Origin of the sequence: Photorhabdus sp. RW14-46 (assembly GCF_963887965.1) — a bacterium.
Classification (GTDB): Bacteria; Pseudomonadota; Gammaproteobacteria; order Enterobacterales; family Enterobacteriaceae; genus Photorhabdus; species Photorhabdus laumondii.
Genome location: NZ_CAWPHH010000019.1, coordinates 15,836 through 28,498, shown reverse-complemented (window position 1 = coordinate 28,498; position 12,663 = coordinate 15,836). Strand labels below are relative to the sequence as shown.

Annotated in this window: 15 protein-coding genes and 1 pseudogene; 8 read left to right on the top strand and 8 right to left on the bottom strand. The window is 40.6% G+C overall.

Annotation, left to right across the window (positions count from 1 at the left end):
- Nucleotides 1-200: 200 nt before the first annotated feature.
- Nucleotides 201-410, bottom strand: a pseudogene (locus AACQ38_RS15230) (AraC family transcriptional regulator); the annotation flags it as partial.
- Between the two features lie 582 nt (nt 411-992).
- Here AACQ38_RS15230 and AACQ38_RS15225 point away from each other — a divergent pair.
- The 3 genes from AACQ38_RS15225 to AACQ38_RS15215 are packed head-to-tail and all read left to right on the top strand — an operon-like array spanning nt 993 to nt 2,476.
- Complete coding sequence (locus AACQ38_RS15225) at nt 993-1,772, top strand: DUF4225 domain-containing protein (protein WP_165578506.1); 780 nt, start codon at nt 993-995, stop codon at nt 1,770-1,772.
- Nucleotides 1,765-2,124, top strand: a complete 360-nt coding sequence (locus tag AACQ38_RS15220; RefSeq protein ID WP_165578505.1) for a hypothetical protein — start codon at nt 1,765-1,767, stop codon at nt 2,122-2,124. Before AACQ38_RS15225 ends, AACQ38_RS15220 begins: the two co-directional genes overlap by 8 nt.
- Nucleotides 2,117-2,476 carry a hypothetical protein gene (locus AACQ38_RS15215; protein WP_165578504.1) on the top strand — a complete coding sequence of 120 codons (360 nt, stop codon included), beginning with the start codon at nt 2,117-2,119 and terminating at the stop codon, nt 2,474-2,476. Before AACQ38_RS15220 ends, AACQ38_RS15215 begins: the two co-directional genes overlap by 8 nt.
- A 575-nt stretch (nt 2,477-3,051) precedes the next feature.
- Here the strand turns inward: AACQ38_RS15215 and AACQ38_RS15210 are convergent.
- Nucleotides 3,052-3,531 carry an Hcp family type VI secretion system effector gene (locus AACQ38_RS15210; protein ID WP_165578503.1) on the bottom strand — a complete coding sequence of 160 codons (480 nt, stop codon included), beginning with the start codon at nt 3,529-3,531 and terminating at the stop codon, nt 3,052-3,054.
- Between the two features lie 644 nt (nt 3,532-4,175).
- Between AACQ38_RS15210 and AACQ38_RS15205 the strand changes: the two genes are divergently transcribed.
- From AACQ38_RS15205 to AACQ38_RS15185, 5 genes are all read left to right on the top strand, one after another.
- Complete coding sequence (locus AACQ38_RS15205; RefSeq protein WP_165578502.1) at nt 4,176-4,355, top strand: hypothetical protein; 180 nt, start codon at nt 4,176-4,178, stop codon at nt 4,353-4,355.
- A complete protein-coding gene (locus AACQ38_RS15200; protein WP_165578501.1) occupies nt 4,316-4,624 on the top strand; it encodes an antitoxin of toxin-antitoxin stability system in 309 nt (102 codons plus the stop codon). The genes AACQ38_RS15205 and AACQ38_RS15200 overlap by 40 nt, the downstream gene beginning before the upstream one ends.
- A gap of 362 nt (nt 4,625-4,986) precedes the next feature.
- The gene (locus tag AACQ38_RS15195; RefSeq protein WP_165578500.1) at nt 4,987-5,754 is read left to right on the top strand and encodes an integrase; all 768 of its coding nucleotides are present in this window, start codon (nt 4,987-4,989) and stop codon (nt 5,752-5,754) included.
- Nucleotides 5,747-5,959, top strand: a complete 213-nt coding sequence (locus AACQ38_RS15190; protein ID WP_165578499.1) for a hypothetical protein — start codon at nt 5,747-5,749, stop codon at nt 5,957-5,959. Before AACQ38_RS15195 ends, AACQ38_RS15190 begins: the two co-directional genes overlap by 8 nt.
- Nucleotides 5,937-6,416 (top strand): RES family NAD+ phosphorylase, encoded by a 480-nt coding sequence (locus AACQ38_RS15185; RefSeq protein ID WP_165578498.1) that lies wholly within the window; start codon nt 5,937-5,939, stop codon nt 6,414-6,416. The genes AACQ38_RS15190 and AACQ38_RS15185 overlap by 23 nt, the downstream gene beginning before the upstream one ends.
- A 196-nt stretch (nt 6,417-6,612) precedes the next feature.
- On the opposite strand, the gene lsrG is transcribed toward AACQ38_RS15185, so the two are convergent.
- The 6 genes from lsrG to lsrA all read right to left on the bottom strand — a co-directional run bounded on the left by lsrG (nt 6,613) and on the right by lsrA (nt 12,480).
- Complete coding sequence (gene lsrG / locus AACQ38_RS15180; protein WP_165578497.1) at nt 6,613-6,912, bottom strand: (4S)-4-hydroxy-5-phosphonooxypentane-2,3-dione isomerase; 300 nt, start codon at nt 6,910-6,912, stop codon at nt 6,613-6,615.
- Nucleotides 6,913-6,923: 11 nt separating this feature from the next.
- Nucleotides 6,924-7,799, bottom strand: a complete 876-nt coding sequence (lsrF, locus tag AACQ38_RS15175; RefSeq protein ID WP_011147358.1) for a 3-hydroxy-5-phosphonooxypentane-2,4-dione thiolase — start codon at nt 7,797-7,799, stop codon at nt 6,924-6,926.
- Between the two features lie 67 nt (nt 7,800-7,866).
- Nucleotides 7,867-8,886: an autoinducer 2 ABC transporter substrate-binding protein LsrB gene (gene lsrB, locus AACQ38_RS15170; protein WP_011147357.1), complete on the bottom strand. Its 1,020-nt coding sequence runs from the start codon at nt 8,884-8,886 to the stop codon at nt 7,867-7,869.
- Nucleotides 8,887-8,948: 62 nt separating this feature from the next.
- On the bottom strand, nt 8,949-9,950 hold the full coding sequence (lsrD, locus tag AACQ38_RS15165; protein WP_207631881.1) for an autoinducer 2 ABC transporter permease LsrD: 1,002 nt from the start codon (nt 9,948-9,950) through the stop codon (nt 8,949-8,951).
- Nucleotides 9,950-10,951 (bottom strand): autoinducer 2 ABC transporter permease LsrC, encoded by a 1,002-nt coding sequence (gene lsrC / locus AACQ38_RS15160; protein WP_165578496.1) that lies wholly within the window; start codon nt 10,949-10,951, stop codon nt 9,950-9,952. The genes lsrD and lsrC overlap by 1 nt, the downstream gene beginning before the upstream one ends.
- Nucleotides 10,945-12,480 (bottom strand): autoinducer 2 ABC transporter ATP-binding protein LsrA, encoded by a 1,536-nt coding sequence (lsrA, locus tag AACQ38_RS15155; RefSeq protein WP_165578495.1) that lies wholly within the window; start codon nt 12,478-12,480, stop codon nt 10,945-10,947. Before lsrA ends, lsrC begins: the two co-directional genes overlap by 7 nt.
- Nucleotides 12,481-12,663 lie beyond the last annotated feature (183 nt).

The window sequence follows — 12,663 nt, the reverse complement described above, 5'->3', positions numbered from 1 at the left end:
TATTGATGAAGAGCTGGAGGGGGCTGGTGACCATCCTCCAATACGACCGTGCTGTCCTTTCGAGGTTTTGAGCAAACTGTTAATAACATGCCGTAAAATATGTGCTTGGCGGCACAAGCACCACTCTATTTAAGCGGTAAGTAAATATCCGTCAGTAATTCGTGTGTAGCGACTTCATGCACAAAATTAAGGTAATGAAGGTAGGAAGCACGCTTTAATCGCATTAATTGGATATAGCGTCCTACCGGTATACCGCAGTAATTGGCAAACTGCCTGTGAAAGTGATAACGCGAAAAATTCGCTACTTCACTCAGTTGTTCCAATGTGAGCGGTTCATCCAAATGACGCTCAATATAATTAAATACCTGATTGAATCGTTTGACGTAGGCGTCAGTTTTATCATTGTGCATTGTATCCTCCAATTGAGAGCACTATGCTTGAGCATAAGAGACATTGCCTGACTGATATTGCTGATTTTGGCATTAAGCCGATGTGGAAAATGTTATTTCAAATGAAACTCTAATCGTGTAAGGAAGAAAATAATAGCATATAGCAGGGAATGGTTAGGTTTGAATAATAGATAGCGCTTAGAGAAAAATTAGGTTTGAATAATGGTTAGTGTTTAGGAAATAGAATATTCGGGGAAAAAAGACTGTTTGTTGTTCTATTGTTGTGATTTAATGGGTTTGGTAGAAGTAGTGAAAGATATTGTATGGCCCAGATAATCTGGGTATTTGCTATGAAAAAACATTTCTCGATATTGGAGTGCCTTAATAGGTATTGTCAGGAATTAGGATCATGTGGGACCAAATCATAGCTATCTGATTCAGCCGTGGATGAGGACCTTTTTATATAACGGTTATCCATTGGAGTTTAGAATCAGCATTCTAAGACTAAGGGCTTACAATGTTCTTTTGGACAGAATCATGGAATGGTTATCACATTGTTTGGGGATCGTATGAGTCAAAATTAACGAGTTATAGAGGTTTAACATGGCATTTTCATCAAGACAGAGTTTATATTATTTAGAGCTCAAAATTAAAGAATTACATGAGATATCATCCAAGCTTAATTTTAGATATCTTTCTGATGCTAGAAGTGGGTGTCGTTTCCTTTTTGAAATAAATGAACTCATCAGAACGGTTAATCATGAGATAGGTACAAATTGCTTATCTGCTGATGGTGGTATTGCAATCCTGCAAGATGAAATAGATAACCTAAAGAGACAGGAATTTGACCTGTTAATGAATGATAGCCAGATATATATGATTGTTCAAAAAGAAAAAAAAGAAGAAGAGGATGAAGAAACCAATTTAACGTTGAAACGGATTGGTTTTGTCAGTGGTGGTTCTCAAATCTTTGCAGGTTTTGGCGTATGCGTGGCCTCTCTTGGCGCAGCTTGTGCGGGTTTTGGTGTACCTCTAATAATACAGGGAGGAAATAATGTTTATGAGAATGGGTATTACCTGTTATTAAGAAAAGAGGTTTCTGGTTCAGTAAGAGATGTTTATCGTGATGTGGCTAAAACGCTTGGCTATAATGAAACTGATGGTGATAAAATTTACGGCTATGTAGATCTGGCGTTGTCTGGGTATGGAATGGCAAGATCTGTTGTGAGGCCCGGAACTTTTCGTTTATTTCGGTATATAAAAACTGATTACATCAGAGGGTGGCAGGAGATGGGGAAAATACCTTTGCTTGCTGAGATTACTGGTGATCTTGTGACTAGTTTCGGTATTTATTCGATTTCTAAAGGTGAGAAAAATGAATGATGATGTGACGTTATCCTATTACAATGTTTTTTTTGTAATTATTTATTACGCAATGTCTATTTTCGTGCTTATTGTACTTTTTAAGTTGAGAGGGTACGTAAAAATTTATATTCAAGCGGTTGTTTTTACTATTGTTCTTTTGGTTTTTACTGTTATTCAATATAATATTTTATTAAATGGCGGTGTTCTGATATATATATATCCACATTATTTTAGTATTTATGATTATAGCTCAATTCGGTTTGGTGCTTTGTTTTTCTTTATTGTATATTGCTGTCTGATGCCTGTGAGCAAATTTTATCGTGAGGAAAGAGAAAAGCAAAGTGGAAATAATGGTGAAAAAAATGAATGATGATGTGACATTATCCTATTACAATGTCTTTTTTGTAATTATTTATTACGCAACTTCTATTTTCATGTTTATTATACTTCTTAAGCTAAGGGGGTATTTAAAGACCCATATCCGAGAGGTGATTTTTTCTATTTTTCTTTTGATTGTTAATTCTGTTCAATATAATATTTTGGCAAATGGTGGTGTTCTGATATATATATTCCCACATTATTTTAGTATTTATGATTATAGATCAATCCGGTTTGGTGCTTTGTTTTTTCTGATTGCATATTGTTTTCTAATGCCTGTGAGTAAATCTTATAGTGAGGAGGAAGAAAAGCAAAGCGGAAATAATGGTAAAAAAAATGAATGATGATGTGACGTTATCCTATTACAATGTCTTTTTTGTAATTATTTATTACGCAATGTCTATTTTCGTGCTTATTGTACTTTTTAAGTTGAGGGAATATGTAAGGGGCTATATTCGAGAGGTGATTTTTACTGTTATTATTGTGGTTATTGGTGCTGTTCAATATAGTATTTATGTAAATGGTGGTGTGCTGGTATATATATTCCCACATTATTTATGATTATAGATCAATCCGGTTTGGTGCTTTGTTTTTTGCAATTGCATATTCTTGTCTTCTTACTATGAATAAACCTGATAGTGAAGAAAAAGAAAAAGAAAAAGAAAAAGAAAAAGAAAAAGAAAAAGAAAATGATTGATATTTATTTAATAGCTTATAGAGTGAAATTTATTTTGAAGTTTGTTTTGAGGTTTATCTATACCTTATGGATTTCAAGATGCATCGCGACGGCAAGGGAGTGAATCCCCGGGAGCATAGATAACTATGTGACTGGGGTGAACGAGTGCAGCCAACAAAGAGGCAACTTGAAAGATGACGGGTATAAATACCTCCCGTTTGGGAGGTGGTATCTTATTGGAAGTTAATATACCGTATCTTCCCATATACTATAACCGCCGGTCCCTGCGATAATATGGTTCCACGTTATACTTTTATATATTAACGATAGAGTTTCTTGAGGTTGCTGGTCATTATGTTCTAAAGAATTGGGATGGAGTACACTGTATTCCAATATTTGAGCTCCGATTAGCTTTAAATTAAAATATAATTCTAATCCTCCATTTAAACTTGTCCGATAATGGTTAATAAAACAATCCATTACTTCATTATTGGAAATTGCAACACCTAACAGAGGCGTTGATTTATCAATGGGTTTTTTAATTACCACTGGTTGATGTTTAACGTTTTTCTTACGTAACATTGAGTGGCTCAAACCGTAAACTAGAATTTCATCTTGATGGTTAACTTGGCATTTATTACCAATCGAGTCAATTGATGAACAACCCGCAGAGATTAGTCCCTGATTTTTCCCTTTTATTGTCAGATAGATTAAGTCAGCCAAAATATATGTACTCCTATGTCATTGGTATGAATGATGTAGATAAGAAAGTAGTTTGGTTGTCAGACTCGTCTCTTTTTCTTCTAACTTTCGCCATGCTGCCAAGAAGGTAAAACATAAGTATGCTTGCCTGTTTGGGGAGCATTTTGAAATATCCTAAGTTAGTATCAAAGAGGAGAATGCTAATCAAGGCTCTTTCCATTCCTCAAAAATAGCGAAATTTGATTAAAAGTCAATCTTTTTGGTTGGTTTTAAAGCAATTGTTTATTGGCGATATCGGTATTATTAACACGACATTCAGTAATACAGATTTTGACTTTGAGAGATTCTGTTGGGAATTTTATTTGTTGATTTTAGTGATAGCCAAGGAAAACGTAGCGTTATTTCTGGAGGATAAATATGAATAGAGGTTTATAAAGAAAGAACGTGGAAGAGAATGAGGAATATTGATGCTACGTTAGCCCTTCTGGTTGCAAATATATACTGCTTCACAGTATAGTCCTGAGAAGTAAAAACATGATCAGAGTGTACTGGTTTATTATGAGAACCCTGTAAATTAATAATTTATTAATCTACGAGATGTTAGTGGTCTCCAAATATAGAGCTATATTTGGATCTAAATTTAGAACTATATGTGACCATGTTAAGTGGAGGTATTCTATACCCAATGGATTTCAAGATGGATCGCGACGGCAAGGGAACGAATCCCCGGGAGCATAGGTAACTATGTGACCGGGGTGAGTGAGTGCAGCCAACAAAGAGGCAACTTGAAAGATAACGGGTATATATGTTACAGAAGGTTATGTGTGGTTACACCATACCGATAAGCAAGTTCAAATCCAATCCTAGCGCAGCTTTGGCGGAAGCCCAAGGAGATGCTATTGCTATCTCATCAAACAATCAGATCCAGTTCTATGCCGTGCCTGCACATATGTATGAAGAGATTATTAATTTTGTTGAGTTTGCTCAACGGGGAACAACTGAGTTAAAAAACATTCCTGCTAATTTTACTGGTGAAGGTTTGGATATGAATCAGGTTGCTACTGAGATGGCAACGAAACTCAAACACGGCTCCACTGGAGACTACGAAGAATGATTGTAATTCTCTGAAAGCACTTTTTCTGTGGTTGACACGTAATAATGATTTTGATGAAGCCATTTTTAATAAAAAAATTGATTAATTTTGCTCTCTGTTTTAGTTGAATAGCTAACTTCAAAAAGGTAGAGCTTATTGTTTTTGTTCTTAAATTTTTTTCTTATAACAGCAGTGAATATTCCTCTTTTGAATAAAAATCTTGTCAGTACACAAGGGTTACAATGTAACAACAATATTTATTATTGGCGCTATGGTGACTAGCCATGATATATCCTATATATTGAATATATCCATATGCTGCTATGATGAGAAGGTATACTATGACAACTAGAATGCATTCGTCCACTAAGGTGAAGAAATCAGTGGAAATAGAAACATTGAGTGGATCTGAGCTCATCGAACGTAAAATTGATAAAAATGCTGAATATTTAATTATCAAACTGGATCGTAACATAGCTAGTACTACTGAATACTGTAAAGCCTTATATGTTGCAGTAAGCACCGCAGTTGCAACGGTGAATTCTATTGCTACTTATGATAATGATGCTCATCCAACTTCATGCTTTGTTAGTTCAAAAACAGATGATGTTCCCTCTGTACTTAAGACCAGTAAGAAAGTGAGGCAGAAAGCAGAACCTGAGATTCAACCCAAAAAGAAAGAGTTCAATAAGATAAAGGCAGATAATTCTGTCACGAAACTATCATCTGAACATAAGCAAGATCGTGATGCTCGCTTTTCAGCACGTCGAAAGGCTTTAAAGGAATCAATCCTATCAGATTCAATCTGGTTAACCTCAATGGCTGTTTCAGAGGGGTACGGGTTTAAATCCAGTAATAAGAGCGCAGGGCCAAACAGATGGAAAAACAGTAATAAGATTTTTGCGATTACGATTGATGGTAAAGATTATTTTCCTCAATATGCTTTGAATGAAGATTTCAAACCTCTTGATATTGTTAAGAAAATAATCACGTTATTTGGTAATAAAAAGACCTCTTGGGGATTGGCTGTTTGGTTTGGTTCGCATAATAGTTGGTTAGGTAATAAAAAACCCAAAGAAGTCTTGAGAGCAATGCCAGAGCAAGTACTTATTGCTGCTAGGGAAGAACTGGAAAGGGATGTTCATGGTTAAGAAAAAAGACCAAGAATTACAAGGAGATTCGGAATTCCCAGAAAGACTGAATATAAGTAATTATTATATTTGGAAAGCAGGAAAGCCAATTTATCGTCTTCACCATGAGGCATTTTCTGCTATTCAATTTAATCCTGGTTATGGTTCAGGGCGGTTTAATCCGATAAAAGCGACGGGATACATTGTATGGTGCAGAAAATTTTAGCACAGTTGCGCTGGAAACACTTTTTCACGATGTTGGATCGCCTTCAGAGGGGCTGCCATTTGATTGTGGGAGCCTTAATCAAAAAGTATACTCAGTTATTGAACCAGTCACAGATTTAGTGTTAGTTGAATTAAATGCCAGAACATTAAGACGATGGGGAGTTACCAAATCACAGGTGATTAATTCAACAGCAGATAAATACCCTTTTACGCAACGGTTAGCAGCTAAAATCCATAACCAACATTTAGAGGCTCAGGGTTTACAGTGGTCTTCTAAGCAGGGTGATGGAATGGCTATCATGTTGTTCGAGGATCGTGTAAACAAAAATAGCTTATCCGTTATTGTCGAGTCAAAATCTGTTTCTGCATCAGAAACTGCTATGGAAGACATTGAAACTATTATTGATGATCTCGGTATGGTACCAATGAGTATAGGTGGTGGTGATCCTGATGATTAGTTAACTCGTTGTATTAGTGCTAAATGTTAGGTTTAAGTCATCTTCTCATATCGAATAAAACTATCTGATATATATACCCAATGGATTTCAAGATGGATCGCGACGGCAAGGGGGAGAATCCCCGGCAGCATAGATAACTATGTGACCGGGGTGAGTGTAGCCAACAAAGAGGCAACTTGAAAGATAACGGGTATATTTATTTTATTTCTGGCATCACACCAATAAACGATCTCTTTTTCCTGGGCTCAGATATCAGAGATTCAAGTTGTTCAACACATTTCAGATAATGAGGGGTTTGCTTGTGTGTGTTAGCCGCGTTTTCATCAACATAGGCTTCATAAATATAAAAGCGGGTAGGGATATTTTCATCCCGTAATACATCAAAACGTAAATTGCCTGCTTCTTTAATTGATCCCAGATGATTGAGGCGAAAAACTTCAATAAATTCGTCTAATTTGTCTTGCTTAACATTAATTTCAACCAAAGTTACGTGCATCTCGATTCTCCTTATTGTTTTTCACTTAAAAATAACTCGTAAGCTTTGCTGGCATTCTCATTCTGGTGTACGACTGCTTGAACCGCTTTTAACATGGCAACCGGTGCTTCGGATTGGAAAATATTACGTCCCATATCAACACCGGCAGCCCCTTGATCAATAGCCTGGTAACACATCTCCAGAGCTTCTTTTTCTGGTAACTTTTTACCACCGGCAATCACAATAGGAACCGGACATCCGCTGGCAATACGCTCAAAGCCAGTATCGACATAATAAGTTTTAATGATTTGTGCGCCCATCTCGGCCGCAATGCGCGTCGCCAGAGAAAAATAGCGCTGATCCCGAACCATATCTTTCCCAACGCCGGTGACTGCCATTGTTGGCATACCGTAACGCATTCCCTGATCGACTAATTTGATAATATTCTTAATTGATTGATGCTCATATTCAGAGCCGATATAGACCTGAGCGGCTACTGCACAGACATTCAGGCGCAAAGCATCTTCCATCGCAACCGCGACCGCCTCATTGGACAGCTCCGTCAGAATCGAGTTGGCACCGGAAGCCCGCAAGACCACCGGTTTGTTGGTCGCGGGTGGAACCTGACTACGCAGAATACCGCGGGTACACATCAAGACATCGGTATGGGGAAACAGCGGGGCAATATTGATATCGATGCGTTCAAGCCCGGTTGTTGGCCCCTGAAAATAACCGTGGTCGAAAGCCAACATCACCGTTCGATTGGTTTTGGGATTAAAAATGCGTGAAAGTCGTGATTGCATTCCCCAATCCAGCGCGCCGCAGCCTTTCAGTTCAAACAGGCTGTTCTTCTGCGGGATATCAATACCAAAATCTTTACCATCTTTAATATCATCTAAATCTGCCATTTTTTTCTCCTAACTCACTTACATTGGTCCAGCAACTCTGCATGGTAGAGATTGCTGGACAGTCGTATTAGAAATCGTATTGATTGATATTGTCTTTGGTGAAAATGACCCGTTCAGGCAGAACAACAATACCGTTTCCCTTAGCTTCATAGCGGTAACCCTGAACGCGGTTTGGTACAACTTCAACCATGCCAATATCGGGAATATCTAGTTTATCACCGACATTTAAATCACCTTTCTTGAGTAATTCATTGGCGACATGGATTGAAATTTTGCCTTGATTAACCACATCCCATAGCCCGAATTGCTTGACGGTTCCGCGTTCAACATAAGGGCGCATGACATTGGGGGTGCTGAAACCCACGATTGCAACATTTTGTCGTTTCAGATTTTCTGCTGCTTGTGCCGCGGCTGGCAGGGCATTGGCATCCGGGGCAATAATGGCGTCCAGATCACTCCAGGCTTTTAAGATCCCTTCTGCGGTTTGTAAGGATTTGGTGGCATCGTTATAACCAAACTGGGTGGTAACAATCTCCCAACCTGGATGTTCCGCGGCAATTTTATCTTTAGCTTCTTTTACCCATTGGTTCTGGTCAGTGACCGTTGGGCTGGAGTAGAAAAACGCGACCTTGGCTTGCTTTTTTTGCACCTGATTGGCAGCCATATCCACCAGCATTCCGCCCAGTTGGTTTGGTGTTCCTTGGTTAATATAAATTGAACGGCATTCCGGTGAAGTGTCTGAATCCCAAGTCAGGATTTTCACTCCCCGTTGCATGGCGCGTTTCAACGCGGGGCACAGGCCATCCGGTGAAACCGCAGAGACCACAATAGCGTTATAGCCTTGGTTCACAAAGTTGTTGATAAGCTGAACTTGCCCGGCAACACTGGGTTCAGTTGGCCCATCATAGGTCACATTGACACCCAAGGCTTTCCCGGCGGCTACCGCACCTTGGCCGCCACTGGTAAAAAAGCCGACACCGACCAGTTTAGGGATGAAAGCGATTCTTTCGGCGGCGTGTACCCAAGAGGCGCAAGCCAGACTTAACAGGCTAATTAGAGCCAGTTTTTTCAGGATTAGGGTTTTCATTACTCTCTCCATATTGTTGGGTTTCAGAGGGACTGTAATGTCATAAAATTCAATCTGTAGGTTTATGAAGACAATCTCTGATTTCGCCATCGTTGTATCCAGTCACGGATTTGGTGGTGGTGCAAGCTGATGGAACGTCCTACCACGGCAATAATCAACAGGGCACCGGCAAGGGCACTGGATACCTGACTGGGGACGCCGGCCATTTGTAACCCCTGTTGTAAATAACCAATTAATAATATAGCCAGCGCGGTACCGATAATTGAACCTGAACCCCCGTAAATATTGGCTCCGCCCAATACTACCGCGGTGATGGCTGGCATCAGAAATGACGCGCCAAGGTCGGAGCGCGCTGATCCAAAATAAGAAACTAATACAATGGCGGCAATAGCAGAAGCTATGCCGGTCAGGGAATAGAGAAGATATAGGGTTCGGGCAACAGGAATTGCCGCGTAACGGGCAACTTTACTGCTTTGCCCAATCAGAAAAATATTGCGTCCACTGTGGGTACGATGCATGAACAGCCAGAAAATAAGGACACAGAGTAGAAATAGCATCAATGGCATAGGTAGGCCAAACAAAGTCAAATTGGCAAAATCAGTCAATGCGGGTGGAAAGCCACCAATACCTTCGTAACCGGTTGCACCGGAGATGCCGGAAAGCAGCAGGGCACTGCCACCGAACAGATATAAGGTACCGAGTGTGATAACCAATGGGTTAATGCCGGTATATAAAATGAGTGCTGCATTGATTATTCCACATATTGCACCGACCAGTAGTGTCAAAGGAATAGCGGCGGCCATTGGAATACCAGTCTGATTCATCACTCCGAGTGATATCGCGCACAGACCAATAGTTGAACCGAATGAAATATCGATACCGCCACTGACAATAACCATAGTCAGTGGCAAGGCCACAATCCCGATACAGATAAAATCACTGGTACTCAGCAACAATATATTGATATCCAGCATGCGCGGGTTTGCTATGCCAAACAGCAGAATTTCAATAATCAGTAATGCGGCTAAGGCGAATTCCCAGCCATAACGTTGACCGATATTCATTATGTCACCTGATTACTTTTGTCATTTTTGAGGAAACGGGCATATTTCTGTTGGCGGATATTTTTTTCGATGGCACAACGAAGGCGTCCATCAAAAATCAATACCGCCAGCAGAACAAATCCGGCAATAAAATCATTCCACCAGGCAGGGAGTTTTAGCAGTACTAATCCGCTGTTTATCTGCGTCAGGAAAAATGCGCCTAAAATAGCACCGATCACTGTACCGGTGCCGCCAAGCAGACTGATACCGCCTAGCACGCAAGCTGCGATAGCTCTCATTTCCAGCCCACTGCCGGTCTGATTCGGGATAAAACCGATCTGGGAGGCAAAAACAATTCCGGCCAGCGCGGCCATGACACCATTCACGGAAAAGGCGATAATTTGAATGCTATCTGTACGAACGCCCAGTTGACGAGCGCCTTGCAGGTTGTCTCCGGTGGCGTAAAAGCTCCGGCCAAATGTGGTTTTTGCTAGTATCCACGCCATTGCTAATATCAGGATCATTAACAACCAACCGATAGGTGAGATATTGAGCCATAAAGGTGCGGAAAGGCGTTTTAATTCGTCTGGTAAGCCTTCAATCCATTTACCGTCAGTAAGCAATAACATCAGCCCGCGGTAAAGCCCCAACGTGCCGAGGGTGGTAACGATCGCAGGAATTTTCAACCAGGTGACCAGCGCGCCATTGAAGAATCCGGCACACATGCCGAGCAGAAGAGTCAACAGGCAGGAAACGGACAGGCTAAAGCCGGCATTCAGTGACATTCCCATAATGACCGCGCATAAGCCAGCAATCGAGCCGACAGAGACATCAATATTGCGAGTCAGCATGACCAGTGTTGCCCCCATTGCAAGCAAGATAAGGATCTGCGCACTGCTAAAAACGAGGGTGACAGTTTGTAAGCTAAAGTACTGGTGGTCGATAACACTGAGTAAGCCAAATAGGCAGAGAATGGCAATCAATGCGGTAATTTCGCGGTTATTCTGGATAAGTTTCAACATGATGCCGCCTGTTGTGGTTTATGTTCGCCGAAAGCGATATGCATAATGGTGTCAACATCCATCTGTTGCTTAGTTAGCTCGCCATTGATTTCTCCCTGATGCATGACTAATACCCGATCAGCGATTCGAACCACTTCATCCAGATCCGATGAAATAAAAATAATGGCCACTTGCTGTTGGGCGATATGACGAATCAGTTGGTAAATATCATTGCGTGCCGCGACATCCACACCACGTGTAGGTTCATCAATAATCAGGACGGCGGGGTGAGCTTCCAGACATTTAGCAATCAGAATTTTTTGTTGATTACCACCGGACAGCGTTTTAATTGGTTGGTTGATATGGCTGAATTTGATATTTAGGATTTGGCAATAGCGTTCAAGTACCGCTGTATCATAGGCAGGGCGTATCCAGAATGTATTGCGGTTGTGGGTTAGTGAGCAGATATTCCAGCCGAGTGATGAATCCAGAAATAATCCTGATGACTGTCGATCTTCCGGCAAATAAACCAAACCTTGAGCCAGACGTTGAGCAGTTTTTAGCCCATTAACAGTATGTTGTTTTAACTTAATTTCGCCGGATACCGCAGGGCGCAGGCCATAAAGTGTTTCAGCCAGTTCTGTACGGCCAGCACCAACAACCCCGGCCAAACCAAGAATTTCACCCGGTTTCACTGAGAATGAGATATTGCTGAAACCCTCACCGCTTAGCTTGGTGACTGTCAGTATTGGTCGATCAGGTACTGTCTGGTGCTGGTTATTGCTAAGATCCAGACCCAATTTTGGGATGCCATTTAATGGCTGATCTTTTGCGGCCGGTGTAATAGCCTGAATAATGTCATCCGTTGTGTAATCGCGGATTTTGCCACTTAAGGCAATAGTGCCGTCACGCATGACACTGACCTGATCTGCTAGTTGGTAAATTTCAGGGATTTTGTGGGAAATAAAAATGATGCCGACACCTTGCTGTTGTAGCTCACGGAGCTGGGCAAATAAGCGTTCGGTTTCTACTGGTGTTAGGGAGGCGGTAGGTTCATCAAGGATTAAGATTTTCGAATTACGCATCAGGCCACGCATAATTTCGACCAGTTGTTGATCGGCAACATTAAGGCTGCCAGCACTGACATGTAGATCTAATTGACAGCCAAGTAATGCCAGTAGCTGTTTCATTTTAGACTTATCTACCTGATGCTTTGGCAAACGAAACAGGATGTTTTCCTGTACAGACAAATTCGGAAATAACAGTGGTTCTTGTGGTATCAGATAAATACCGAATTGGTGGGCTTTAGTGGGATTAAGATGGCTAACATGATGACCGCTAATCTTGAGCGTGCCTTTATCCGGCTGTTCGAGACCGGCAATAATCTTCATCAGTGTTGATTTGCCCGCACCATTACCCCCTAACAGAGCCTGTATCTGCCCTGGAAACAGAGTAAAATCAATATGTTTCAGTACCATTACGCCGGAAAATTGCTTACTGATGCCACTGACTTCTAATAGCGGTGGTACTGCGGTGTTGTTATGTAACATCGCGGCATCCTCTTACATGCAGGTGCGGAGGCAAACAAAATGAACATTTATCTATTTAAAAAACAATTGTTCAACATGGTAGCTGTTAAATTGTGAGCTTGGCAATATTTAAATCATACTTTGTGAAAAATTTATATATTCATTGAATTGTGTTCAAATTTTTGCGGTAAAATTCTGGCGTGT